Source organism: Pseudomonas sp. JE3303 (assembly GCF_056312565.1).
On record NZ_JBWGIF010000008.1, the window covers coordinates 100,557 to 126,948 of the forward strand.

The 26,392-nt window shown below is 64.4% G+C and carries 17 protein-coding genes; 7 read left to right on the forward strand and 10 right to left on the reverse strand.

The genetic code is table 11. From position 1 onward, the window contains the following. Positions 1 to 197 precede the first annotated feature (197 nt). The 5 genes from AC0ZZU_RS13065 to AC0ZZU_RS13085 all read left to right on the forward strand — a co-directional run bounded on the left by AC0ZZU_RS13065 (position 198) and on the right by AC0ZZU_RS13085 (position 7,005). On the forward strand, positions 198 to 1,877 hold the full coding sequence (locus tag AC0ZZU_RS13065) for an EAL domain-containing protein (protein ID WP_476341202.1): 1,680 nt from the start codon (positions 198 to 200) through the stop codon (positions 1,875 to 1,877). 191 nt (positions 1,878 to 2,068) lie between these two features. Continuing rightward, positions 2,069 to 3,100 (forward strand): WD40/YVTN/BNR-like repeat-containing protein, encoded by a 1,032-nt coding sequence (locus AC0ZZU_RS13070; RefSeq protein ID WP_476341204.1) that lies wholly within the window; start codon positions 2,069 to 2,071, stop codon positions 3,098 to 3,100. A gap of 20 nt (positions 3,101 to 3,120) precedes the next feature. Further along, entirely contained in the window at positions 3,121 to 5,505 is a 2,385-nt protein-coding gene (locus AC0ZZU_RS13075) for an efflux RND transporter permease subunit (protein WP_476341450.1), read from the forward strand. Between the two features lie 110 nt (positions 5,506 to 5,615). Next, positions 5,616 to 5,903, forward strand: a complete 288-nt coding sequence (locus tag AC0ZZU_RS13080; RefSeq protein WP_476341205.1) for a DUF5629 family protein — start codon at positions 5,616 to 5,618, stop codon at positions 5,901 to 5,903. Beyond that, positions 5,866 to 7,005, forward strand: coding sequence for a lactonase family protein (locus AC0ZZU_RS13085; RefSeq protein ID WP_476341207.1), 1,140 nt, complete (start codon positions 5,866 to 5,868; stop codon positions 7,003 to 7,005). Before AC0ZZU_RS13080 ends, AC0ZZU_RS13085 begins: the two co-directional genes overlap by 38 nt. A 23-nt stretch (positions 7,006 to 7,028) precedes the next feature. Here the strand turns inward: AC0ZZU_RS13085 and AC0ZZU_RS13090 are convergent, their stop codons facing one another. The 9 genes from AC0ZZU_RS13090 to AC0ZZU_RS13130 are packed head-to-tail and all read right to left on the reverse strand — an operon-like array spanning position 7,029 to position 19,308. Then, complete coding sequence (locus AC0ZZU_RS13090; RefSeq protein ID WP_476341208.1) at positions 7,029 to 7,622, reverse strand: glutathione S-transferase; 594 nt, start codon at positions 7,620 to 7,622, stop codon at positions 7,029 to 7,031. Continuing rightward, positions 7,619 to 11,260, reverse strand: coding sequence for an AAA family ATPase (locus AC0ZZU_RS13095; RefSeq protein WP_476341209.1), 3,642 nt, complete (start codon positions 11,258 to 11,260; stop codon positions 7,619 to 7,621). The genes AC0ZZU_RS13090 and AC0ZZU_RS13095 overlap by 4 nt, the downstream gene beginning before the upstream one ends. Continuing rightward, on the reverse strand, positions 11,257 to 12,495 hold the full coding sequence (locus tag AC0ZZU_RS13100) for an exonuclease SbcCD subunit D C-terminal domain-containing protein (RefSeq protein ID WP_476341210.1): 1,239 nt from the start codon (positions 12,493 to 12,495) through the stop codon (positions 11,257 to 11,259). The genes AC0ZZU_RS13095 and AC0ZZU_RS13100 overlap by 4 nt, the downstream gene beginning before the upstream one ends. A 13-nt stretch (positions 12,496 to 12,508) precedes the next feature. Then, complete coding sequence (locus AC0ZZU_RS13105; protein WP_476341212.1) at positions 12,509 to 14,128, reverse strand: BatD family protein; 1,620 nt, start codon at positions 14,126 to 14,128, stop codon at positions 12,509 to 12,511. Beyond that, positions 14,125 to 15,843 carry a vWA domain-containing protein gene (locus tag AC0ZZU_RS13110; protein ID WP_476341214.1) on the reverse strand — a complete coding sequence of 573 codons (1,719 nt, stop codon included), beginning with the start codon at positions 15,841 to 15,843 and terminating at the stop codon, positions 14,125 to 14,127. The genes AC0ZZU_RS13105 and AC0ZZU_RS13110 overlap by 4 nt, the downstream gene beginning before the upstream one ends. Then, a complete protein-coding gene (locus tag AC0ZZU_RS13115) occupies positions 15,840 to 16,916 on the reverse strand; it encodes a vWA domain-containing protein (RefSeq protein WP_476341216.1) in 1,077 nt (358 codons plus the stop codon). Before AC0ZZU_RS13115 ends, AC0ZZU_RS13110 begins: the two co-directional genes overlap by 4 nt. Then, positions 16,909 to 17,403 carry a DUF4381 domain-containing protein gene (locus AC0ZZU_RS13120; protein WP_476341218.1) on the reverse strand — a complete coding sequence of 165 codons (495 nt, stop codon included), beginning with the start codon at positions 17,401 to 17,403 and terminating at the stop codon, positions 16,909 to 16,911. The genes AC0ZZU_RS13115 and AC0ZZU_RS13120 overlap by 8 nt, the downstream gene beginning before the upstream one ends. Beyond that, positions 17,400 to 18,344: a DUF58 domain-containing protein gene (locus AC0ZZU_RS13125; RefSeq protein ID WP_476341220.1), complete on the reverse strand. Its 945-nt coding sequence runs from the start codon at positions 18,342 to 18,344 to the stop codon at positions 17,400 to 17,402. The genes AC0ZZU_RS13120 and AC0ZZU_RS13125 overlap by 4 nt, the downstream gene beginning before the upstream one ends. A gap of 4 nt (positions 18,345 to 18,348) precedes the next feature. Next, on the reverse strand, positions 18,349 to 19,308 hold the full coding sequence (locus AC0ZZU_RS13130; protein WP_476341222.1) for an AAA family ATPase: 960 nt from the start codon (positions 19,306 to 19,308) through the stop codon (positions 18,349 to 18,351). A gap of 231 nt (positions 19,309 to 19,539) precedes the next feature. Here AC0ZZU_RS13130 and AC0ZZU_RS13135 point away from each other — a divergent pair, with 231 nt between their 5' ends. Then, positions 19,540 to 20,829 (forward strand): T6SS phospholipase effector Tle1-like catalytic domain-containing protein, encoded by a 1,290-nt coding sequence (locus AC0ZZU_RS13135; protein ID WP_476341452.1) that lies wholly within the window; start codon positions 19,540 to 19,542, stop codon positions 20,827 to 20,829. Positions 20,830 to 20,952: 123 nt separating this feature from the next. On the opposite strand, the gene AC0ZZU_RS13140 is transcribed toward AC0ZZU_RS13135, so the two are convergent. Continuing rightward, the gene (locus AC0ZZU_RS13140; RefSeq protein ID WP_476341223.1) at positions 20,953 to 21,306 is read right to left on the reverse strand and encodes a hypothetical protein; all 354 of its coding nucleotides are present in this window, start codon (positions 21,304 to 21,306) and stop codon (positions 20,953 to 20,955) included. A 160-nt stretch (positions 21,307 to 21,466) separates the two neighbouring features. Between AC0ZZU_RS13140 and AC0ZZU_RS13145 the strand changes: the two genes are divergently transcribed. Beyond that, on the forward strand, positions 21,467 to 26,332 hold the full coding sequence (locus AC0ZZU_RS13145; RefSeq protein ID WP_476341224.1) for an NAD-glutamate dehydrogenase: 4,866 nt from the start codon (positions 21,467 to 21,469) through the stop codon (positions 26,330 to 26,332). Positions 26,333 to 26,392 lie beyond the last annotated feature (60 nt).

The following is a 26,392-nucleotide window of genomic DNA, read 5'->3' on the forward strand; positions in this document are numbered from 1 at the left end:
AAAAAGCCGCCTTTATTGGCGGTTTCCGAGGGCACACCGCCTTTTCCAAGTTGATCAGTTCGCCCGGCGCGCCGCCTGGCACACTGTAATCAGAGGATATCTGTGGAGATTCAGCACACGCACCGTTAAAGTGAAGTAGCCAACGCGGGGTGCGGCTGCCGAAGCGAACTTTCAAGTATTTTAGAGCAATAGGCCTTATGAGCGCTCAAACGAATCGAAATGACGAAAATGAATACCTACGCCTACTTTTTCAGCAGACGCCTGGGTTCATTTGTGTACTGCGTGGCCCGCAGCACATCTTTGAGTTGGCTAACGACGCTTACTACCAGCTTATTGGTCACCGTGAGATTCTGGGCAGCGTGCTATCTGACGTTCTCCCTGAAATCGTCGAGCAGGGCTATCTGGACAAGCTCGACCAAGTTTTTGTTACGGGCGAAATCTTCATAGGGCGTGCTTTGCCTATTCAATTACAATGCGTAGTGGGCGGGCCACTAGAGCAGTGCTATATCGACCTGATTTATCAACCTATTCGAGATGCTCACGACCAGATTTCAGGCATTTTCGTTCAAGGCCATGATGTCACTGAAGCCTATGAACTTGCGCAGGAAGTTTCTTACCAAGCCGCTCACGACTCATTAACGGGATTGTACAACCGCCGAGAGTTTGCTAACAAAAGCCATGAACTGGAAGGGCTTTCTGGCCCCCATGCCTTGCTGTACATGGACCTTGACCATTTCAAGATCATAAATGATCGCGGTGGCCATACCGCGGGTGATGCCTTGTTGCGGCAAGTGGCTGGAATTTTGAAGCATCATGTCAGGAACCTTGACCTACTGGCGCGCTTGGGAGGCGACGAGTTCGCTCTGATCTTGCGTGACTGCTCTGAGAAGGATGCTCTAGAGGTGGCGCAAGCGCTGTGCCGAAAAATTGCCGAGATCCCTTTTTTCTGGAACGAGCGCCGCCATAATGTGACCTTGAGCATCGGTCTTGTGGAGTTTGGTAATCACCAGGCGCTTCCATTTGGTCAGGCATTGAATCTAGCCGATCTCGCTTGCTTTCTAGCCAAGGAAAAGGGTCGCAATCGTGTCCAGATCAGCCACGCTAGCGATGTGGAAATCACTGAACGGCAGCGTGACATGGACTGGGTCGGCCATATCAAGGATTGCATCAGGGAGGATCGAGTCGTACTGCATGGGCAGAAAATCATTCCAATGATGGCTCTGCAGGAGGGTGTCGAGTGTCGCGAAGTTCTAGCCCGCCTCGTAGATACCCAAGGTAATTTAATCTATCCTGGATCGTTTATTCCCCCAGCCGAGCGCTTTGGGCTCATCGACGAACTGGATCGTCATATTATTCGAAAAGCTTTCTCGAAGCTTCAGAGCATGTCGGCACACCAACGGGCCAGAAATCGCTATTTCATTAATGTGTCGGGCGTTACCTTAAGTGCTCCAGGCTTCTGTGAATACATCAGCGGCATGCTAACGGCCCATGGTGACGTGCATCCTGGCCAAGTGTGCTTCGAAGTGACAGAAACAGCGGCCATATGGAGCCTGGCACACACGGCCCAAGTCATCCGACAGTTAGTCGAGCAGGGGTTCAGCTTTGCGTTGGACGACTTTGGCAGTGGAATGTCTTCCTTTTCCTATCTTCAACAACTTCCCGTCCAGTACATAAAAATAGACGGCGAGTTCATCAAAGGAATTCTGTCCCACCCGGCAGGCGCCGTCATTGTTGAAGCCGTTGTGAAAGTCGCGCGTGCGATGAATATCCTCACGGTGGCCGAGTCGGTCGAGTTTCCAGAGTTACTGCCCATCCTGCGAGAAATAGGCGTTGATTACGGCCAGGGATTCGCGCTGCATCGACCAGAGCCACTATAACCGGCTACGCACTTGATCAGCTTGAGCGCTGGTGATGGAGGTGTAGGGCAGGGCGCGACTTCTACCCATGGACTCGATCAACGCCGCTTAACAAAACGTAACGTCCCTGCGATTGTCCCCCCGCCAACATCCCCGATACGATCCCCGCAACAGACCGACCCACGACAAAAATACAAACGGGGACCGAATTCATGAGTGAGCCTGCGATGGCGAGCACCCGGCACTGCGCCTGGGCTCTGGCGGCAAGTGTCCTGTTGGCATTGTCATTGGGAGCATGGACGTCCGCGGTCCGCGCCGCTGTCGCCGCCGACCAGTATTCGGTCGAGTCGGCCAAGGCCAGCCAGACCCTGATGCTCGATGTCGTCCATGCCGGTTCCCGCCTGGTTGTCGTGGGCGACCGCGGCCACATTCTCTTCTCCGACGATCAGGGCAAGACCTGGACCCAGGCGCGGGTACCGACCCGGCAACTGCTCACCGCAGTGTTCTTCATCGATGACAAGCGCGGCTGGGCCGCCGGTCATGATGCCCAGATCCTCGCCACTGTCGATGGTGGCGCCACCTGGACCCAGCAGTTCGAAGACCTTTCCCGTGAAGCCCCTCTGCTCGATATCGCGTTTCTCGATCCCCAGCATGGGTTCGCCGTGGGGGCCTACGGCGCCTTGCTCGAAACCCTCGACGGCGGCCAGCACTGGCAGGATGTGGCCGAACGTCTGGACAACGAGGAACAACTCCACCTGAACGCCATCGCTTTGGTAAAGGACGCCGGGCTGTTCATCGTTGGTGAGCAGGGCAGCATGCATCGCTCCAGTGACAACGGTCAGACCTGGTCGAGGGTGCAAGGCCCTTACGAGGGCTCGCTGTTCGGTGTGATCGGCACCGCGCAACCGAAAACCCTGCTGGCCTTCGGTCTGCGCGGCAATCTGTTCCGCTCCACCGACTTTGGCGACAGCTGGCAACCGATCAAGCTCAAGGCCACGCGCGGCCAGCTCGAATTCGGCCTGGCAAGCGCTACGCTTCTCGATGATGGCAGCCTGATATTGGTCGGCAATGGCGGCAGCGTGCTGCGCAGCCACGACGACGGCCAGACGTTCTCGGTCTTCAACCGCGCCGACCGCATCGCCCTTGCCGGGGTCAGCGGGCTGGCCAACGGCGGCTTGCTGCTGGTGGGCCAGGGGGGCGTGCATATCGCCTCGGCCAAAGGCGCAGACGAGGTGCAGCCATGACCGGCCGGGAGAGTTTCGACATGAACCAGCAGCAGCACCACCACCAGGGCAAGGCTACATTGCTTGAACGGCTGATCTTCAACAACCGCCCGGCAGTCATCGCGATTTGCATCCTGGTCAGCATCTTCCTGTTCTGGCAAGCCACGCAGATCCGTCCGTCCACCAGCTTCGAAAAGATGATCCCGCTGGAGCATCCGTTCATCGAGAAGATGCTCGAGCACCGCAATGACCTGGCCAACCTGGGCAACACCGTCCGAATCTCGGTCGAGGCGGTGAACGGCGACATCTTCGACAAGGACTACATGGAGACCCTGCGCCAGATCCATGACGAGGTGTTCTACATTCCGGGCGTCGACCGTGCCGGGCTCAAGTCCTTGTGGAGCCCCAGCGTGCGCTGGACCGAGGTGACCGAAGAGGGCTTCGCCGGCGGCGAGGTGATCCCGCAGACCTACAACGGCATGGACGACAGCCTCGATGAGCTGCGCGACAACGTGCTCAAGTCTGGTCAGGTCGGGCGCCTGGTCGCCAACAACTTCAGGTCCAGTATCGTCGACGTGCCCTTGCTCGAGTCCTACCCCGACCCCCAGGACCAGGGCAAGCAGATCAAGCTCGACTACCAGCAGTTCTCGCACCAGCTGGAAGAAAAGATCCGCGACAAGTTCCAGGCTCAGAACCCCAATGTGAAGGTACACATCGTTGGCTTCGCGAAGAAGGTCGGGGACCTGATCGACGGGCTGATGATGGTCGCGCTGTTCTTCGGCGTCGCCCTGGTCATCACCTGGATCCTGCTCTACTGGTTTACCTGGTGCCTGCGCAGCACCATCGCGGTGCTCATTACCACCCTGGTGGCGGTGGTCTGGCAACTGGGGCTGATGCACGCGGTCGGCTTCGGGCTGGATCCCTACTCGATGCTGGTGCCGTTTCTGATCTTCGCAATCGGCATTTCCCACGGGGTACAGAAGATCAACGGGATCGCCTTGCAGTCCAGTGACGCCGACAACGCCCTGACGGCCGCGCGCCGTACCTTCCGGCAGCTGTTCCTGCCGGGGATGATCGCCATCCTGGCCGATGCCGTGGGCTTTATCACGCTGCTGATCATCGACATCGGGGTGATCCGCGAGCTGGCCATCGGAGCCTCCATCGGTGTGGCAGTGATCGTCTTCACCAACCTGATTCTCCTGCCTGTAGCCATTTCCTACGTTGGCATCAGCAAGAAAGCCATCGAGCGCAGCAAGCGCGACGCCAACCGCGAGCATCCGTTCTGGCGCCTCCTGTCCGGCTTCGCCAGTCCCAGGGTCGCGCCGGTATCGATCGCGCTGGCGCTCCTGGCGTTCGGCGGCGGCCTCTGGTACAGCCAGAACCTCAAGATTGGTGACCTCGACCAGGGCGCGCCCGAACTGCGTCCCGATTCGCGCTACAACCAGGACAACAACTTCATCATCAGCAACTACTCGACCAGCTCCGACGTGCTGGTGGTGATGGTGAAGACCCCGGCGGAGAGCTGCTCGATCCACTCGACCCTGGCGCCGATCGACGAGCTGATGTGGACCATGGAAAACACCCCCGGCGTGCAGTCGGCGATTTCCTTGGTGACTGTTTCCAAGCAAGTGATCAAGGGCATGAACGAGGGCAACCTGAAATGGGAAACCCTCTCGCGCAACCCGGACGTGCTCAACAACTCCATCGCCCGCGCAGACGGCCTGTACAACGCCGACTGCTCATTGGCCCCTGTGCTGGTGTTCCTCAACGACCACAAGGCCGAGACCCTCGAACGTGTCGTCGCCGCCGCACAGGGCTTTGCCGACACCCATAACAAGGAAGGCCTCGAGTTCATCATGGCGGCAGGCAACGCCGGCATCGAGGCCGCCACCAACGAGGTGATCAAGTCGGCCGAGCTGACCATCCTCATCCTGGTCTACCTCTGCGTCGCCGTGATGTGCATGATCACCTTCCGCTCCTTCGCCGCGACTCTTTGCATCGTCCTGCCCCTGGTGCTCACCTCGGTCCTCGGCAACGCCCTGATGGCCTTCATGGGCATCGGCGTCAAGGTTGCCACCTTGCCCGTGGTGGCGCTGGGGGTCGGTATCGGCGTTGACTACGGCATCTACATCTACAGTCGACTCGAAAGTTTCCTGCGTGCGGGTCTGCCCCTCCAGGAAGCCTACTACCAGACCCTGCGCTCCACGGGCAAAGCCGTGCTGTTCACCGGACTGTGCCTGGCGATCGGCGTATGCACCTGGATCTTCTCGGCCATCAAGTTCCAGGCCGACATGGGCCTGATGCTCACCTTCATGCTCCTGTGGAACATGTTCGGCGCACTGTGGCTGCTGCCCGCGCTTGCGCGGTTCCTGATCAAGCCGGAGAAGCTGGCGGGCAAGGAGGGCGGGTCGATTTTCGCGCATTGATCTTGCGCTGTTGCTGACGCTCTAACGGGGACGGTAATCGGATCGCACCATCGCGGTCCGAGACGTTCCTACAGGTATACTGCCGCCCCTTTTCACGATGGTATGCCTTGATGACGCTCCTTTCTCAAACCCTGCAATCCTGCGACATGCTCCTCATCGACGGCCTGCACGCCTTCGACTTCACCTTTGACGACACCGGCCTTGTGATCGAGTGCATGGACGGGCGGGCGCTCAAGCGCTGGCAGTTCAGCGCTGCGCAGGTGGATGCGGCGGTGGCGCAGGGCGATGAGTGGCTGTTGGGCAATGAGGCCGGTGAGCATCGGCTAGTCTGTGTGAGTGCCTTGCGCGCCTGCGAAGAGGATGACGATGAAACGCCTGACGACACTGCTGAGCGCTAGCCTCATGACCCTGACGATGACCGCATACGCCGAGACCCTGCTGGTGGGTAGCTACACCGATGGCGAAAGCCTGGGTATCTACAGCTACCGCTTCGATACGGAGCACGGGCGCATCGACGAGACTCCCTTGCAGGTGATCAGGAGCGTCAATCCTTCATGGCTGGTGTTCTCGGCCGACCAGCGCTTGCTGTTCGCGGTCAACGAGAGCGGGGAGGGACAGGGCAAGGCGAGCGCCTTCAAGCTGGACGACAAGGGTGTGATCACACCGCTCAACCAGACCCCGAGCCGCGGGGACGAGCCGACCCACGCGAGCCTGAGCCATGACCAGCGTTATCTGTTCGTGGCCAACTACGCGGTAAAGCCGCAGCCGGGCGGCAGCCTGGTGGCAATCCCGGTCGGACGCGATGGCCAGCTCAAGGATGTGGTCCAGCAGGAGCGTCATGCGCCGAGCAAGGTCAACCCTGAGCGCCAGGCCGGTGCCCATGTGCACTCGCTGGTATTCTCGCCGGACGGCCGTCACCTGTACGCGAGCGACCTGGGGGCGGACAAGGTGTTCATCTACCGGTACGACGGCGCCAGCCCCGAGCATCCGCTGAGTCCGGCCAGCCCGGCGGCGGTCAGTCTGCCGCCCGGCAGCGGGCCGCGGCACCTGCTGTTCGACGCTGAAGGGGAGCATGCTTACCTGACGTTGGAAATGAGCGCAGAGGTGGTGGTGTTCGATGTGCGTGATGGCGCCTTGGCCGAGCGTCAGCGCGTGGCACTGACCGAGCGCAAGGAAGCTGCGGCCAAGTCTGCCGGGGGGCTGCACCTGTCTGCCGATGGGCGGTTCCTGTATGTCAGCAACCGGGGCACGGCCAGTGAACTGGTGGTGTATGCGGTCGATGAGGACAGCGGGCAGTTGCGCCTGATCCAGCGGCGTTCGGTGGAAGGCAACGAGCCGCGTGAATTCAGTCTCGATCCGAGCGGCAAGTTCATGCTGGTGGCGAACCAGAAGAGCAACGAGATCCGTGTAATGCGCCGGGATCCTCGCAGCGGGGAGCTCGGGGAGACGGTGCAGGTGTTCAGCCAGGGCTCGCCGTCGGACCTGAAGTTCGTGAAATGAGTGTCCACGGCTTGATGCCGTGGCTAACGGGCCATGATCGCCTTGAACAACGGTGAATCCAGCCACCCTTGCAACCACTCCCGCAGCTGCGGGTAAGGCGCTTTGGCGAACCACTGCGGTTCCACTCCCGCGAACTGCCGCATCAGCGGCAGCAGCGCGGCATCGGCCAGGCTGGGGTGCGTGGCCAGCAGACAGGGGCGGTCAGCCAGCAAGCCCTCCAGCTCCGCGAGCCACGGCTCGGCCTGGCGCCGGTAATGCGCGCGGTCGAACTGCGGATACCGCTCGGCATACTTGTACAGGTTGACCTGCGCCTTGAACGTGCTGTCATTGCGTGCGATCAACTCATCCGCCAGCTCGGCATTCGCAGGATCAGCCGCCAACCGCCAGTCCTGCGGATCATTGAATGCCAGCGCCCAGCGCATGATGTCCAGGCTTTCCTCCAGTACCCCAGCGCCGGTATCGAGCACCGGCACGGTTCCCTTGGGTGACAAGGACAGCAACTCGGGCGGCTTGTCCTTGAGGCTGACTTCGCGCACCTCTACCGGGCACCCGGCATAGCGCAGCGCCAGGCGTGCACGCATGGCCCAGGGGCAGCGGCGGAAGGAGTAGAGGATCACCCGCACACTTCCACTTCGCTCAATCCATTACCCTGCCTGCGCACCTGGATCTGCACCGGGATGCGCTCATGCATCTCCTGCACGTGGGAGATCACCGCCACCTTGCGTCCCTGGGCCTGCAGGCCGTCAAGCGCGTCCATGGCCAGTTGCAGCGAGTCCGGGTCGAGGCTGCCGAAACCTTCGTCGATGAACAGCGACTCGATGCGCATGGTGCTCGAGGCCATGGACGCCAGGCCCAGCGCAAGCGCAAGCGATACGAGGAAAGTCTCCCCACCGGACAGCGAGTGAACCGAGCGCAGCTCGTCGCCCATTTCGGTGTCGAGCACCAGCAGCCCAAGCGAGCTGCCGCCGCGCTTGAGGCGATAGCGCCGCGCCAGTTGGCTCAGCTGGGTGTTGGCGTGGTGGAGCAACAGGTCGAGGTTGTAGCCCTGGGCGATCTTGCGGAAAGTGTCGCCGCTGGCGGAGCCGATCAATGCGCTCAGCCGCGCCCAGCGCTGCCACTCTTGATAAGCCTGGGCAATCTGCTCGGACAGCGCCTGGTGCGCCTGCTGGCGACGCTGGTCATCAGCCTGCTCGGCGCGCAATTCGGCGCACTGCTGTTCGTGGCCGGCCAGCAGCTTTTGCAGCTCGGCCAGGGTCTGTTCGAGCTGTTCGGCAGGCAGCTCGCCGTTGCCATGGGCCAGGTGCTGGGCCAGGCGCTGCTCGCGCTCCTGCAAGAGCACGCGTGCCTGTTCGACGGCTTTTTCCGCGGCTTGCAGCGTCTGGCGCAATTGCCCCAATTGGCTGTCGTCGATGGCCAGCAAGCGCGTCAGGCCGTTGTCATCCAGCTCGGGGTGTTGCGCCCGCCATTGGCTGATCTGGCCTTGCAGCTGCCGGTGCTCCTGCTCCAGCGCGTGGTGGCGTTGTTCGTCCGCCTTGAGCTGACTGCCCAGCTGTACGGCCCGGGTGCGCGCATCTTGCAATTGCTGTGCGGTGCTCGCTTCACCCTGGCGTGCCTGCTCGACCTGCTGTTCCAGGTGAGCCTGCCACTGCTCGGCGCTGCTGTGCTCGCCGAGCAGTCCGCCCAAGGTATCGCGGGCTTGCCGCTGCTGGTCGGCCAAACCGGTGATCTGCTGGCGCAGCTCGTCCTGGCGTTGCAGACGGGTCTGCTGCTGCGTTTGCAACCGGTCGAGTTGCTGTTGGCGCTGGGTCTGCTCGTGCTGTTCGTCCTTTTGCTGCTCGAGCTGCTGCTGGCGCTGGCTGATCTGCTGGTCGAGCGCCAGGAAGGCATTGGCCGGCTCGCAGCGCAGGGCCTGGAGGATGTCCTCGGGCAGCAGGGTGGCGAAGCCGGCGAGCGCCTGCTCCAGGCGCTCTTCGTCGTCAGTGAGCGCCTGGTGTTGCTGATCGACACGCTGACTGGCCTGTTGCTGGCGCTCGACCGCGGCCTGCAGCTGCTGTTGCAGGCGGGCGGCATCCTTTTGCAGGGTCAGCAAGGTTGCCTGGCGCTGTTCGTCGCGCTCGATCTCCTGGCCGAGGCGGCCGAGCTGGGCCTCGAGCCAGGCGCTGCGATTGTCCTGGACAGAAAGCGCGGCCCACAGCGCATGGCCGCCCAGCTGCTCGCTCAGCGGTTGCTGCTGCTCGCCCAGTTGCGCTTGCTGGTGCTGGAACTCCTTGATCTGGCCGTTGAGGATGCCGACCTGGGCACGCAGCTCTTCCAGGCGCGTCTTGAGCGCGTCGACCTGGGCCACGGCCATGGTCTCCTCGACCTGATCGTGACGGCCCAGGCTGTCGAGCAGCGCCTCGGGCTGGTGCCAGGGATGCTCGGCGCTGCCACACACCGGGCAAGGCTCGCCATCCTGCAACTGGGCGCGCAGCTCCTCGACACTGGCGTTGCGCGCCAGCCGCTGGCGTTCGAGCAGCTGGCGGGTCAGGGTCAGGGCCTGTTCAGCGGCCTCGAGCTCGGTCTTGGCTTGCTGGCCTTCGCCGATCAGCTTCTGGCGTTGAGTCATGGCCGCCTGCTGACGGCCCCGCAGGGACTGCAGGCTTTGCTCCAGCTCCTGTTCGCGGCTGTGCAGGCGCGACATCGATTCGACGACGCGCTGCTGCTTGCGGTTGTCCTGCAGCATGGCGCCAAGCAGGTCGATCTGTTCGGCCAGGGCGTGGGGCTCGGCGCCCACTTCGCGATAGAGCAGCCCAAGGGCGTCGCGCTGGGTCTGCAGCTCGGCATTGGCCTGGCTTGCCTGAGCCTGCAGCCCCGGCAGTTCTTCTCGGCCCTTGTTCAAGCGGTTGCCGATCAGCAACAGTTGCTGCAGCTGGTTGCGATAGGCCTGCCAGGCACTGGTGAGGTCGGCGAGGTGGGCGCTGAGTGCCAGCGCGTCGGCGATCTGCGACAGCTGCTGCTGGCTGCGCTGCTGATGCGCGTCCATCTGCTGCAGTTGCTGCAGGCCTTCGGCGACTGCCTGATCGGCCTGTTCACCCAAGGCCTGCATCTTGCCCAGCTCTTGTTCGAGGCGGCCCAGGGTGTGCTGTTCGGTAAAGGCCTGGCGCAGCTGTGGCGCGCTTTGCGCCTGGCTGGCCTGAACCTCGGCAAGCGTCTGGCGGGCGGTTTCCAGGTCCCGTTCGAGCTGCGTGGCCTGGCGCTGCAGTTCGCTCTGCTGGCGAGCCTGCTCGGCGATGGCCATGGCCAGCGGGGAGAGTTGGCTGGCCAAGGCCTGCTGGCGGCCGAACTGGTGGCGTTGTGGCGACAACTGCTCCAACCGCAGGGCGTCCTGGCGCTGATCGGCCAGCCCGAGCCAACGCTGCTCGCAGGCTTGCAGGGCTTCGCCGGCGGCGGCCTGCTGGTCTTGCAACTGGCGTTGCTCGCTGTGCCACTGGCGCTGCTGCTCAAGCTGGCGCACGCGGCCCTGATCGCCCTTGAATGCCTGTTGCGCCTGCTCCAGGCGCAGGTCGAGCGCGATGCGGGCCTCGGCGTTCATCGGCAGCAGGTAGCTGGCACGTTCTTCGAGGGCGCGGTGTACGTCCGAGGCCTCCTTGCTCTTGCTGAACGCGCGCTGGCCCAAGCGGGTGTAGATGGAGGTGTTGGTGAGCTTTTCGAGCAGCTCGCTGCGTTCTTTGTCACTGGCCTTGAGAAAGGCGCTGAACTCGCTCTGGGCAAGCATCACCGCGCGGGTGAACTGCATGTAGTTCAGGCCCAGGCGCGCTTCGATCAGCTGCTTGTACTCGCTCTTGCTCTGGTTGCTCAGCAGTTGCTCGCTGTCGAGGTCGAACAGGCTCTGGCGGCTGAGCTGCAGCTTGCCATTGGCTTTGTCGCGGGCGCGGTTGGCCTCCCAGCGCGCCCGGTAGCGGCGCGCATCGACGCCGACGAAATCCACCTCGGCATAACCACTGCCGCTGCCGCGGCGCAACAGGGTGCGGGCGTCGTCGCTGGACAGGTCGCTGTCGGCGTCCGGGACCTTGGCTTCCTTGGACACATTGCTCAAGCGCGGCACGTCGCCGAACAACGCCAGGCACAGGGCGTCAAGCAGGGTGCTCTTGCCGGCGCCGGTGGGGCCGGTGATGGCGAACAAGCCAGCACTGGCCAGGGGCTCGGCAGTGAAGTCGATGTCGACAGGACCGGCCAGCGAGGCCAGGTTCTTCAAGCGGATGGCCAGGATCTTCATGGCTGCTCCTCTTCGTTCTGCACGTCCTGCAGCAGCAGGGCGAAATCGGCCAGCACCTGCTCGTCCACGGCGCTGCCGTAGGCCTGTTCCCAGGCGCGGCTGAACAGGTCCTGCGGGCTCAGCTGGCCGAGCTCGATCAGGGCGGTGCCGTTATCGTCGGAGCCGTTGCGCCCGGCGTATTCGGCGCTGATCCGCACCAGGCGCACGGCCTTGCCCTGCAGCGCCGATTCCAGTTGCTGGCGCAGGTCTGGCTGAGGTTCGTCCAGCAGTACCCGGACCTCCAGCCATGGCTGTCGCTGCGGGTCTTCGAGCAAGTCCAGCTCCGGCAGCCCGGCCAGTTCCGCCAGCAGCTCGGCCAGTGGCGCCGGACCGAAGCGCTGCAGGGCCACGGCACGGGGCACCAGGCGCGGCTCGATGCTGGTCAGTTCGGCGCCGTCCAGTTCGATCTCCAGCACCTGGTGCGGGTAGCTGATCTCGGCGAACGACAGCGGTATCGGTGAGCCGCTGTAACGGATGCGGTCCTCGCGGTTGACCCGCTGCGGCTTGTGCAGGTGGCCCAGGGCAACGTAGCTGATGGCGCGGTCGAACAGCTTGGCCGGCAGCGCCTCGGCGTTGCCGATGATCAGGCTGCGCTCGGAGTCTTCCGACACCGCACCGCCAGCCATATGGGCATGGCTGATGGCGACCAGCGCCTGGCCGGCCTTGCGCTTTTTCACGGCAGCGGCGATCAGTTGCTGGTGGACCTGGCCGATACCCTTGAGGTAGTCGTCACCGAGCAGCGGCCCGGTGACTTCGGCCGGACGCAGGAAGGGCAGGGCCAGGCACCAGGCGCTTACCTTGCCGCGGGCATTGGTCAGGGGGATCAGCAGGCGCTCGCTGTCGAGCTGGCCTTCGTCGAGCCAGTGCACCCGGCCCAGGGCATGGGTACGCAGGCGGCGCATCAGCGCGGCGGGCAGCTCGATGCGTGAGCCGGAATCGTGGTTGCCGGCGATCATCACGATGTCCAGCTTGGGCTGTTGCTCGTGGGCCTGGACGATGAAATCGTACAGCCGCTCCTGGGCCTTGACCGGTGGGTTGACCGTGTCGAAGACATCGCCCGCGATCAGCAGCGCATCGGGCTGGCGCAGCTGCAGCTGGCCGAGCAGCCACTCAAGAAAGCAGGCGTGTTCGAAGTCGCGTTCCTGGCCGTGGAGGCTCTGGCCCAGGTGCCAGTCAGAGGTGTGAAACAGTCGCATTGGGCATTCCAGATCATTTGGGGTACAGCGGCGGCAGGCTGCCAGGCTCGCTGGGCAGCGCCTCGGCCAGTTCGGCCGGGGGGATGGTGCCGATGGCGCGCCACAGCTCGTCGCCTTGCCAGTACTGCCCGCTTTCGCTGTACAGCGCGCCATTGAGGGCATCCAGCGCATCGGACAAGGGTACGAAACGTGCGGCCATGTCGGCCAGGGTTTCCGGTTGCTGGCGGGCCCAGGCATCCAGGGCCTGGCGCGTCGCCTGCGGATCGTTCGCCTGGCAGGCGCGCTTGAGATCGTCCAGCAGGGTGCGCGGGCTCGGGCCGCTCTGCGCGGCACGCAGTACTGCCGGCCGGGTCCGCGCGCGCCACCACAGGCCAAAGCCCAGGGCAGTGGTCAATGCCAGTACCAGAGTACTCAGTTGCCACGGCCAGAGCGGGCCCGTGCGCCCGGTGGTGTCGCCGATCGGCGCTTCGGCCGCCAGCGCCGGGTTGTCCAGCACGTTGAGGCTCCGGGCAGGCAGGCTGCTGTGCTCCAGATGGTCCTCCCGGGTGTTCCACCAGGTGACTTCCTGGGCGGGCAACTCCAGGCTGCCGCTGTGAGTCGGTACCAGGGCCTCGCGCTCTTCTCGGTTGGCGGTCATGCCGCGGTCGTTGACCTCGTTGCGCAGCTGCGGCTGGTCAGGGTAACGACGCAGGCCCTTGACCTCGGTGGCCGGCAGCGGTGGCAACTGGGTGCTGGACAGGCCGTCGGCGCGCAGCGTGATGCTGCGGGTCAGCGAGTCGCCGATCTGCGTGGGTTGGGTAACCGGGTCGGGGTTCCAGCGTTCCTCGAGCGTCAGGCTGCGCGCGGGAAGCCAGGGCGCGCCAGGCGGATATTCGGCGGGAATCGGACGGACCTCGAGGCGCAGCGGCAGCGAACTGACCTGCACCTGCTTGCCGACCCGCGCCATGCCGTTCTGCTGCTCGCCGCCGTCGGCGGCGGTGGCGGTGAAGGTCAGCGGCGGCATGGCGAGCGGGCCGCTCTGCTGCGGGTACACCACGTAGCGGGTCTCGATCACCCCGTGGCGCACGCCGTTGATGTCCTTCTCATAGGTCCGCGACTCGCCCAGCGGTTCGACCTTGGCGTTGTCCAGCTGCAGCGGGCTCAGGCTGCTGTCGTTGTACAGCGGCACCGAGTGATAGATGCGCACGGTCAGCATGGCCTGCGCCTGGACGTAGACGCTTGGGCTGTCCAGGGTGGCCTCGATGAACACCTGCGCGGCGCTGTCCGGGCGGCTGGCGTCACTGGCCTGGACCTGCAGCTCGATGGCCTGGCTGAGCGTCTGTCCGAGCTGCAACACCGGGATCCGCAGGCTGCCGCTGCGCCGTGGCAGCAGGGTGATGATCCAGCGGGTGCTGGCGCGGGTCTCGCCGTCCAGGGTGTGCAGGCTGTTGAGCTGGCGCGTGCCGCGCACCTCGAAATCGGCCTCGAGGGCGCTGAGGTCGGGCTTGCCGAACTGGGTCACGTCCTGGCTTTCGAGGGTCAGCTCAAGGGTTTCACCGGCCTCCAGGCGTGTGCGGTCGACGCTGGCCTGCAGCGCCGCCTGGGCCTGCAGGGCAAACAGCAGGCTGAGAAGAAGGACGCCGAGGCGACTCATCGTGGGGTTTCCTGATGCAATTGCTGTTCATACCAGAATTTGCGCCGCAAGAGGTCCGCGGGGTTGTCCGGGATCTCGCGCAGCCATTGTTCCAGGGCTTGGCGCTGTTCGGCGTCGAGGCTTGTGGAGGTCGGCCGCTTTGGCGGGTGGATGACCTCATCGTCGCCACCTGCCTGGTTGCCGGCCTGGGCCTGTGAATTGCCGTTGGCGTTGCCGGATGCCTGGGGCGCTGCCTCGTTCGGGTTGCCCTGGCCACCTTCGGCCTGGCTGCTGGCCGAGCTGCTGTTGCCTTCGGTCTCGCTGCCCGGGCTGCCCTCGGCGTCGCTGCCAGACGATTGCGCCTGGGCCTTGGCTTCGCGCTGGCGCAGCAGCTGCTCGACCAGCACCTGGTTGTCGAGGGCGGGCTGGAAGTCAGGCTGACGTTCGAGCGCCTGTTCGTAGGCATCCAGCGCGGCTTCCAGCTCACCGCCCCGGGCCAATGCGTTGCCCCGGTTGAAGTGCGCCGCAGCGGTGTTGCCCTGGGCAAAGGCGCGCGCCGCCGCAGCATAGTCGCCTGCCTCGAAGAGCGCCATGCCTTGCCACTGCGGGTCGCGAAAATGCCGTGCCGCCTCCATGGGGCGCTGCTGCTGGAGCAAGCGCGCGCCCTGCTGATCGGGGCGCAGCCAGAGGTCCTTGAATTCGAATGCATGGCTGGGCTGCGGCAGGACAAACAGCAAGGGCAGGCAGAACAGCCAGCCGCGTCGCCCTGCGCAGGCTGCCAGCAGCAACAGCGGCAGCAAAAGCCAATAGCCCTGGTCTGCCCAGCTGTCCAGTTGCATGGTCTGGCCCTGGTTGCTCAGGCTGCGCGGGTTGTCGAACAACCCCAGGCCGCGCAGGTCCAGGTCATCGATGCGGGCGTGACGATAGCGTCCACCCGTGCCGTTGATGAACGGCTTGAGGCTGGCAGCGTCCAGGCGCGGCAACAGAATGCCACCCTGCTCATCCTTGAGGAATTCGCCGTTGGCCTGGCGCACCGGAGCGCCTTCGCTGCTGCCGATGCCAAGCATCAACAGGCTCGGGCCCTGGCGGCCCAAGGCGCGAAGGATGCCGTTGCGCTCGGGGGTGCTGAGCGAGGAGCCGATCAGTAACAAGCGCCCCTGGCCCAGGCCGCTCTGGGCCAGCAGCGCCAGGCCCTTGGCAACCGCCAGGTCGGCACGCTGGCCAGGTTGCGGCATGATCGAGGGGGCCACTGCTTCGAGCAGGTTGCGGGTCGTGGCCAGGTCGTCGGACAGCGGCACCAGCGTGTGGGCGCTGCCGGCGTAGACGATCAGTGCGGTCTGGCTGTCGCGGCGATGTTCCAGGAGGTCGAAAATCTTGCGCCGGGCTTGCTCCAGGCGATTGGGCGCGCTGTCCTCGGCGAGCATCTGCGGGGTCATTTCCAGCAGGATCACCAACGGGTCGGCAGGACGCTGGCGGGTTTCCTCGAGGCGCTGCCAGCTCGGCCCGAGCAGGGCCAGGCACATCAGCGCCCAGGCCAGGCCCACGGCGATCCAGGGCAACTTGCTGGTGCTGCCATTGCCACCGCCCAGCAGCACGGCATGAAACTGTGGCGGCAGGATCATCTGCCAGCGCCCGGCACGCTTGCGCCGGTGCCAGAGCTTGTACAGCAGCCAGGCGAGCAGCGGGATCACCAGCAGCCAGAGCGGGCGCAGCCATTGTGGCCAAAGGGCAATCATCGGCGTTTCCTCAGGCGCAGTCGCTCCAGCCGCTGCCGCCATTGCGGCAGCGGCTGCAGGAACAGCGGCCGGCGCATCAACTGTTGCAGCAGGTTGTCGGGCCACAACGCGGCAACCACCAGCAGCACGCTCAGCAGCAGCGCCAAGGCCAGCGGCCAGGCGTACAGCGCCTTGGCGGTACGCGCCTGGGTGGGCTGCTGGGCGACCGGCTCCAGCTCATCGAGGGTGTCGCCGATGTTGTCCAGCTCCGCACCGTCATGCGCGCGGAAGTAGGCGCCATGGGTGAGCTCGGCGATTTCCCTGAGCGAAGGTTCATCCAGGTCCAGGCTCGGGTTCAGCCCCAGCAGGCCCGGCGTGCCGCTGGCCTCGGGGTTGGCGCCGATGCCGATGGCATAGATGCGCACGCCCTCCTGGGCGGCCAGCCGCGCGGCGGTCAAGGGATGGATCTGACCGCCGTTGTTGGCGCCGTCGGTGATCAGGATCAACACGCGGCTCTGCGCCGGGCGTTGGCGCAGGCGCTTGACGGCAAGGCCCACTGCATCGCCGATGGCGGTGTTCTTGCCGGCGATGCCAATCTGCGCTTCGTCGAGAAACGCGCGCACCGTGCGCCGGTCGAAGGTCAGCGGCGCCTGCAGGTAGGCCTGGCTGCCAAACAGGATCAGGCCGACGCGGTCGCCCTCGCGGTCCTGCAGGAAATCGCCAAGGAGCGTCTTGACCAGGCTCAGGCGGCTGATGTCCTCGTCCCGCCAGTGCATGTCGGGGTAGTCCATGGAGCCGGACACGTCCACGGCCACCAGCAGGTCGCGGCCGCTGGCGGCGATCGGGGTTGGCTCCCCCAGCCACTGCGGCCGCGCGGCGGCCAGCAGCAGGAGCAGCCAGATGATCATGTAGGGCGCCTGCTGATCCCAGGTAGGCAGGTTGAGGCGGGCGCGGCGCCCGGCCAAGCCTTCGAGTTCGTCGAGAAACCCCACCTTGAGCACCGGCTCGCCGCTGTCGGCCGCAGGCAGCAGCAGGCGCGCCAGCCAGGGCAGCGGCAGGAGCACGAAGATCCACGGCCAGGCCAGTTCAAACATGCTTGCGGATCCAGGTTTCGACCGCCTGGCTGAGCCCGGCGATGGCTTTGTCGTCCAGCTTGCACTCTGGCTTGTAGGCGCCCTCGACCAGCACCATCCAGCGGGTCAGCCCGGCGGCGGGGCAGCGATTGTCAAGGAACGCCAGCCACTTGCGGCCGTTGAGGGTATGGCTGTTGGCACCAGGATAGTGATTGCGGCACAGGCGCTTGAGCAAGGCGTTGATCTGCTGCAGCCACGCGCCAGCGTGGGCGCCGTCATACGGACGCGGCAGCCGGGCCAGCTCGCTCAATGCCTCCTGGCGAACCGGGTCCAGCGGCTGTTCGACCGGAACCACCTGCCGCTTGGCCGGGCGCCAGTGACGCACGCGCCAGAGCCCCCAGCTGAGCAACGGCAGCAGTACCAGCAGCACCCACCAGCCCGGCGCAGGGGGCCACAGGCCGATATGCGCCGGGGAGATCAGCGGATGCAGCTGGTCGAGCGGGTTCATTTACCGCTCCCCGGCCGCTGGGCCTTGAGGTACTCGCGCAGCTGCTCGACCATTTCGCTCTGGGTGCTCAAGGGCATCAGCACCACCCGCATCTTCTGCGCCAGCCACTCCCAGCGCTCGATGCGCGACTCGCTGCGCTGGCGGTAGAGCTGGCGCAGGTTGGCGTCCAGCGTGTCGAGCTCCAGGTGCGCACCGCGCTGGGCGAAGCGCAGCAGGCCAGCGGCCGGCAGGGCATGATCGAGAGGGTCGGACAGTGGCATCAGCAGCACGTCGCAGTGGCGTGACAGCAGGCTCAGGTGCTGCTCGACTGCAGGCGTCAGCGCGCGTTCGTCGCAGATGATGATTGCCAGGCTGCCCGGGCGCAGCACCTCACGGGCTCGGCGCAGGGCCAGTCCCAGGCTGTCGGGTTGCGGCGCGGCCTCGGTGTGCAGCGACTGGTTGACCCGCGCCAGGCGGTTGAGCAATTGCAGCAGGCTTTGCTTGCTGCGCCGGGGTTTGACCTCGTAGTGCTCGTTGTCGCCGAACACCAGGCCGCCGATGCGGTCGTTGTGGCCCAGCGCGGCCCAACCCAACAGCGCCGCCGCCTGGGCCGCGAGCACTGACTTGAACATCAGCCCCGAGCTGAAGAACAGCCGCTGGCTCTGCTCGACCATGATGAAGATCGGCCGCTCGCGTTCCTCGTGGAAAAGCTTGGTGTGCGGCTCCTGGGTACGGGCCGTGACGCGCCAGTCGATGTTGCGCACGTCGTCGCCTGCCTGATAGACCCGCACCTGGTCGAAGTCGACACCGCGCCCACGCAGCTTGGAATGGTGCAGGCCGACCAACGGGCTGCGCTGTCCCGGCCGGGAAAACAGCTGGATTTCGCGCACGCGATGGCGCATCTCGATCAGCTCGCCGAGGCTGATGCGAATGCCGGGGGAGACCAGCTGGGAGGCAGGCATGGGGTCAGGCGACAGCGACAGCGTCGAGGATGCGCTGTACCACCCGGTCCTGGTCGACCCCGGCAGCTTCGGCCTCGAACGACAGGATGATACGGTGGCGCAGCACGTCGAACAGTACGGCCTGGATGTCCTCGGGGCTGACGAAATCACGTCCGGCAAGCCACGCGTGGGCCCGCGCGCAGCGGTCCAGGGCGATCGAGCCGCGTGGACTGGCGCCGTAGGCGATCCAGTCCGCCAGCTCCGGGTCGAACTTGGCCGGGGTGCGCGTGGCCATTACCAGTTGCACCAGGTACTCCTCCACGGCATCGGCCATGTACAGGCCGAGGATTTCCTTGCGCGCGGCGAAGATTGCCTGCTGGCTGACCCGCCGCTCCGGCTTGGTCTCGCCATTGAGCGCCTCGCCCCGTGCCTGTTGCAGGATGCGCCGCTCCACGGCGGCATCGGGGAAGCCGATTTTCACGTGCATCAGGAAGCGGTCGAGCTGGGCCTCGGGCAGCGGGTAGGTACCTTCCTGCTCGATCGGGTTTTGCGTCGCCATCACCAGGAACAGTGGCGACAGGTCGTAGGTGCTGCGCCCCACGCTGACCTGGCGCTCGGCCATGGCCTCGAGCAGCGCCGACTGGACCTTAGCTGGCGCGCGGTTGATTTCGTCGGCCAGCACCAGGTTATGGAAGATCGGTCCCTGCTGGAACACGAAGCTGCCGGTTTCCGGACGATAGATCTCGGTGCCGGTGATATCGGCCGGCAGCAGGTCGGGCGTGAACTGGATGCGGTGAAACTGCGCCTCGACGCCCTCGGCCAGTTCCTTGATGGCCTTGGTCTTGGCCAGGCCCGGGGCACCCTCGACCAGCATGTGGCCGTCGGCCAGCAACACGATCAGCAGGCGCTCGACCAGCTTTTCCTGGCCAAGGATCTGGGTGGAAAGAAAAGTGCGCAGCGCGTTGAGCGCTTCACGGTGTTCCATCGTCGGTGATTCCTGGGCGTAGGCCCGGGTGTGCGGCGCTGCGGCCACCCGGGCGGGGGCTGATACTTTAATCCATCCGGCCCTGCGCCGACCAATGACCGCGTGGAAAAATCTCGAAAAACCTCGTCGTGGCCGAGGTTTGGGAGATTTCCTTCAGGATTTGTTGAGCTGGCTGATTTAGCCCGAGGCGCAGATGTCTTCCCATTCAGCTTTGACCGGGAGGGTCAGGCGATGGGAAATCAAGCGGTGACGGTACGCATCGGCGTCTTTTTCGACGGCACCGGCAACAATCGAGACAACAGCGTGCAGGGGCTGCAGAGCCCGGACGGGGTGCCGGTCGGCTTCATGGGCGGCAGCTACCTCAATGCCCAGACCAATGTCGCGCTGTTGCATGCGTTGTACCCGGAGGATGGGTGTCTCTATCTGAAACAGTATGTGGATGGAGTCGGAACGCTGGCGGGAGAGGCGGACTCCTGGTTCTCCCAGGCGACCGGGCGTTGGGATACAGGCGTGCAGGCGAGGGTGGCCGAAGCGGCGCAGGCCATCGGGCGGCAGTTGCTCGCGCTGTCTGTGGAGGATTCGGCGGTAGTCATCGGCGCGCTTGAGTTCGACCTGTTCGGCTTCAGCCGGGGCGCCGCGGCTGCCCGGCATTTCGCCAACGACCTGCGCAGCGGGTCCGGCAGCCTGCTGGCGCTCGCCCTGAAGGAATGTCCTGGCCTGGCCGCCGGTCGGTTCTCATGGGACGAAGGTGTTGTCATCAACTTCATCGGGCTGTTTGACACGGTAGCCGCCATTTTCTCGCCGCTGACAGACCAGAAGGGCATGGGCGACCTGCGCCTGCGACTCGATGCGGGCCTGGCGCGGCGTACGGTTCAGCTGGTGGCGGCAGACGAGCAGCGGCACCATTTTCCATTGGTCGGCAGTGAATACGACATCGTACTACCCGGCGCGCATGCTGATATCGGCGGTGGCTATCCAGAGGTGATGCAGGAGCAGGTGCTGGTGTGCAAGCCGCGCTCGAACCGCGTATCGCTGGGGACGCCGGTGGAGCGGACGGCGGCATATGCCGAAGTCAGTGGTCTGCTGGAAAGTGAAGGCCCGCGGACCCCGGCGCGCGTCGTGACTTGGACGCAGCCTCTGGAGCAGCACCGGGCGCGCCGGGAGGAGCCGCAGAAACAGGTATATGTGGCTTTATACCGGGAGCGAGAGGTGTTGGGTCATCTGTCCAGGATATATCTGCGGGTGATGCGGGAGCTGGCGGTCGAGGGTGGGGTGCCGTTTGCAGAGGTAGAGGAGGAGTTACCTGGGGAGCTCGAGATGATCAGCGGCAAACTGCTTGATTTTGCATTGGGGCGGGTGGCCGGGCCCGGGCTCAGCGAGGAAGAGGCAGGATTGCTGGATGCATGGTATATCCATGCCTCGGCGCATTGGAACCCGCTGAAGGGGTTGCGCAATAGTGGGCTGGACCTGCTGTATCTGGATCGGCCGGCGGAGGGGGGCAGGGTGGTGTTGACGGCGTGAGGGTTGCAAGGTGCGTGCCTTGAGGCTTGCAGCGCCCATGAGATCGAGCGCCGCTCGGGCAGTGGCGCGCCGTCCGCGCGAAGCGTGCGCTTGGGGCCTTGTGGCGCCGCTCATCGCTCGCCCTCAAACCTCGCTCACAAACACCCCAGTCCCCTGCAGGATGTTGCGCAAGGTCAACTCCACCTCCGCCAGATCCCCCGCCGGCGTCGCATGCAGAATCTCCAGGAAATCATCCCCCCGCAACGCATCTGCATCCCCGGCGGCCACTTCGATCAGCAACCGGTCCGCCCACAGCGTCACCTTCAACCCATCCAGCGTCGAAGGCTCGTCATCCAGCGTCAGGTCCACCGTGTCTTCATCCGGATAACGGGTCAGCAGAAACATCTGGCCCTTGTCGCTGTGGCAGCACAGCGTGGCCATGTTGTCCTCTTCATCGTCGCAGGGGGTGGCGAAGAGCAGGGCGGTTTTCAGTTGCATGGGGGGCTCAATTCAAGAGGATGAGATGGAATTCTGCCAGTCTTGAGGAGTTCTATAAACGCAATGTTGCAGGTCTTGACCGAATATGTCGCAGCACCGCAAGCAGCCACGGCCTGCCACTCGTTAAGCTCATGACAAAAGACCAAGCGGAGTACCACAGATGGCGTTTTTCACCGCAGCCAGCAAGGCCGACTTCCAGCAGCAACTGCAAGCGGTCCTGGCGCAGCACATCAGCGAACAGTCCTTGCCACAAGTGACGCTGTTCGCCGAACAGTTCTTCGGCATCATATCCCTGGACGAACTTACCCAGCGCAGGCTCTCTGACCTGGCGGGCTGCACCCTGTCTGCGTGGCGCATCATCGAACGCTTCAACCCCGAGCACCCCGAGGTGCGGGTCTACAACCCCGACTACGAACGCCACGGCTGGCAATCGACCCACACCGCGGTCGAAGTGCTGCACCATGACCTGCCGTTCCTGGTCGACTCGGTACGCACCGAGCTCAACCGCCGCGGCTACAGCATCCATACCCTGCAGACCACCGTGCTCAGCGTGCGCCGCGGCCTGGATGGCGAGCTGGCCGAGCTGCTGCCAAAGGGCACCTCGGGCGAAGGCGTGCAGCATGAGTCGCTGATGTACCTGGAGATCGACCGTTGCGCCAACGCCGCCGAACTCAGTGTGCTGGCCCGCGAACTTGAGCAGGTACTGGCCGAGGTGCGGGTTGCGGTGGCCGACTTCGAGCCGATGAAGGACAAGCTGCGCGACATCGTTGCGCTGGTCGAGCAAAGCCCGTACGCGCCGGCACAGAATGAAAAGGCGGAGGTCAAGGCCTTCCTGGAGTGGCTGCTGGGCAACCACTTCACGTTCCTGGGCTATGAAGAGTTTACCGTGTCGGGCGACGCCGAGGGCGGCCAGATCGTCTATGACCCGCAGTCGTTCCTGGGCCTGACCCGCCTGCTGCGCGCCGGCCTGAGCGCCGACGACCTGCGCATCGAAGACTACGCCGTCAACTACCTCAACGAGCCGCTGCTGCTGTCCTTCGCCAAGGCTGCGCAGCCGAGCCGCGTGCACCGTCCGGCCTATCCGGACTATGTGTCGATCCGCCAGCTCGATGCCGAAGGCCGGGTCATCAAGGAATGCCGCTTCATGGGCCTGTACACCTCGTCGGTGTACGGCGAAAGCGTGCATGCCATCCCGTATATCCGCATAAAGGTCGCCGAAGTCGAGCGCCGCTCGCTGTTCGACCCCAAGGCTCACCTGGGCAAGGAGCTGGCGCAGGTACTCGAGGTGCTGCCGCGCGATGACCTGTTCCAGACGCCGATCGATGAACTGTTCAGCACTGTGATGTCGATCGTGCAGATCCAGGAACGCAACAAGATCCGCGTGTTCCTGCGCAAGGACCCGTACGGGCGGTTCTGCTACTGCCTGGCCTACGTGCCGCGCGACATCTATTCCACCGAGGTGCGCCAGAAGATCCAGCAGGTGCTGATGGAGCGCCTGAAGGCCAGCGATTGCGAGTTCTGGACCTTCTTCTCCGAGTCGGTGCTGGCCCGCGTGCAGCTGATCTTGCGGGTCGATCCGAAAAACCGCATCGACATCGATCCGCAGCAGCTGGAAAACGAAGTGATCCAGGCCTGCCGTTCGTGGAAGGACGACTACGCAAGCCTGGTGGTCGAAGGCTTCGGCGAAGCCCAGGGCAACGATATCCTGGCCAATTTCCCCAAGGGCTTCCCGGCCGGCTATCGCGAGCGCTTCGCAGCGCATTCGGCGGTGGTCGACATGCAGCATGTGCTGGAATTGTCAGAACGCAAGCCGCTGGTGATGAGCTTCTACCAGCCGCTGACCCAGACCGGCAAGCAGCTGTTGCACTGCAAGCTGTACCACGCCGATACGCCGCTGGCGCTGTCGGACGTCTTGCCGATTCTCGAGAACCTCGGCCTGCGTGTGCTGGGCGAATTCCCTTATCGCCTGCGCCACGCGAACGGCCGGGAGTTCTGGATTCATGATTTCGCCTTCACTTACAGCGAGGGCCTGGACCTGGACATCCAGCAGCTCAACGACACCCTGCAGGATGCATTCGTGCACATCGTCCAGGGCGACGCGGAGAACGACGCCTTCAACCGCCTGGTGCTGACCGCTGGCCTGCCTTGGCGCGATGTCGCCCTGCTGCGTGCCTACGCCCGCTACCTCAAGCAGATCCGCCTGGGCTTCGACCTGGGCTACATCGCCAGCACGCTGAACAACCACACCGACATCGCCCGCGAGCTGACCCGGCTGTTCAAGACCCGTTTCTATCTCGCGCGCAAGCTCACCCAGGACGACCTGGGCGACAAGCAGCAGCGCCTCGAGCAGGCGATTCTCACGGCCCTGGACGATGTGCAGGTGCTCAACGAAGACCGCATCCTGCGCCGCTACCTCGACCTGATCAAGGCGACCCTGCGCACCAACTTCTACCAGACCGACGCCAAGGGTCACGCCAAGTCCTACTTCAGCTTCAAGTTCAACCCCAAGCTGATCCCCGAACTGCCCAAGCCGGTGCCCAAGTTCGAGATCTTCGTCTATTCGCCGCGGGTCGAGGGTGTGCACCTGCGCTTCGGCAACGTCGCCCGGGGCGGCCTGCGCTGGTCGGACCGCGAAGAGGACTTCCGTACCGAGGTGCTCGGCCTGGTCAAGGCCCAGCAGGTAAAGAACTCGGTGATCGTGCCGGTCGGCGCCAAGGGCGGCTTCCTGCCACGGCGCCTGCCGCTGGGCGGCAGCCGCGACGAGATCCAGGCCGAAGGCATCGCCTGCTACCGGATCTTCATCTCCGGGCTGCTCGACATCACCGACAACCTCAAGGACGGTGGCGTGGTGCCGCCGGTCAACGTGGTGCGCCACGATGACGACGACCCTTACCTGGTGGTGGCCGCCGACAAGGGCACCGCGACCTTCTCGGACATTGCCAACGGTATCGCCGTCGACTACGGCTTCTGGCTGGGCGACGCCTTCGCCTCGGGCGGCTCGGCCGGCTACGACCACAAGAAGATGGGCATCACTGCCCGTGGTGCCTGGGTCGGCGTGCAGCGTCACTTCCGCGAGCGTGGCATCAACGTGCAGCAGGACCCGATCACCGTCATTGGTGTCGGCGACATGGCCGGTGACGTATTCGGCAACGGCCTGCTGATGTCCGACAAGTTGCAGCTCGTGGCCGCGTTCAACCACCTGCACATCTTCATCGACCCCAATCCTGATCCTGCCACCAGCTTCGCCGAGCGCCAGCGCCTGTTCGACCTGCCGCGCTCGGCCTGGACCGACTACGACACCAGCATCATGTCCGAAGGCGGCGGTATCTTCCCGCGCAGCCTGAAGAGCATCACCATCACCGAGCAGATGAAGCAGCGCTTCGACATCGAGGCCGACAAGCTGACCCCGACCGAGTTGTTGCACGCGTTGCTCAAGGCACCGGTCGACCTGCTCTGGAATGGCGGTATCGGCACCTACGTCAAGTCCAGCGGAGAGAGCCATGCCGATGTCGGCGACAAGGCCAACGATGCCTTGCGTGTCAATGGCGACGAGCTGCGCTGCAAGGTGGTGGGCGAGGGCGGCAACCTGGGCATGACCCAGCTGGGCCGGGTCGAGTTCGGCCTGAACGGCGGCGCGACCAACACCGACTTCATCGACAATGCCGGTGGCGTGGACTGCTCTGACCATGAGGTCAACATCAAGATCCTGCTCAATGAAGTGGTGCATGCCGGGGACATGACCGAGAAGCAGCGCAACCTGCTGCTCGGCAGCATGACCGAGGAAGTGGGATCCCTGGTGCTGGGCAACAACTACAAGCAGACCCAGGCATTGTCGCTGGCGGCGCGTCGTGCCCGTGAGCGCATTGCCGAGTACAAGCGCCTGATGGCCGACCTCGAAAGCCGCGGCAAGCTCGACCGGGCGATCGAGTTCTTGCCATCCGAAGACAATTTGGCCGAGCGCGTCTCTGCCAACCAGGGCCTCACCCGGGCCGAGCTGTCGGTGCTTATTTCCTACAGCAAGATCGACCTCAAGGAGCAGTTGCTCAAATCGCAGGTGCCTGATGACGAGTACCTGACCCGCGACATGGAAACCGCGTTTCCGCCGTCGCTGGTCAACAAGTTCGCCGAGGCCATGCGCCGCCACCGCCTCAAGCGCGAGATCGTCAGTACCCAGATCGCCAACGACCTGGTCAACAACATGGGCATTACCTTCGTGCAGCGCCTGAAAGAGTCCACTGGCATGAGCGCGGCCAACGTGGCCGGTGCCTATGTGATCGTGCGGGACATCTTCCACCTGCCGCACTGGTTCCGCCAGATCGAAGCGCTGGATTACCAGGTGCCGGCCGAGATCCAGCTGACCCTGATGGACGAACTGATGCGCCTGGGCCGCCGCGCCACGCGCTGGTTCCTGCGCAGCCGTCGCAACGAGCAGGACGCCGGCCGGGACGTAGCGCACTTCGGGCCGAAGATCGCCCAGCTTGGGCTCAAGCTCGACGAGCTTCTCGAGGGCCCGACCCGCGACCGCTGGCAGACCCGTTACCAGGGCTTCGTCCAGGCCGGGGTGCCTGAGCTGCTGGCGCGCATGGTCGCCGGGACCACGCACCTGTACACCTTGCTGCCGATCATCGAGGCGTCCGACGTGACAGGCCAGAATCCGGCCCAGGTGGCCAAGGCCTTCTTCGCCGTCGGCAGCGCACTGGATCTAGCCTGGTACCTGCAGGAAATCAGCAACCTGCCGGTGGAAAACAACTGGCAGGCCCTGGCACGAGAAGCCTTCCGCGACGACATCGACCTGCAGCAGCGTGCCATCACCATTTCAGTGCTGCAGATGGCCGATGCCCCGGATGACATGGACGCACGCGTGGCGCTGTGGCTGGAGCAGCACCGTGTCATGGTCGAGCGCTGGCGCGCCATGCTGGACGACTTGCGCAACGCGACCGGGACGGATTACGCCATGTATGCGGTCGCCAACCGGGAGCTGGTTGACTTGGCGTTGAGCGGGCAGGTGGTGGTCGTGCCGTCCTGAGCGTGAGCTGAAGTGAAAAAGCCCCGGCAGAGATGTCGGGGCTTTTTCATTTCAGCAAAT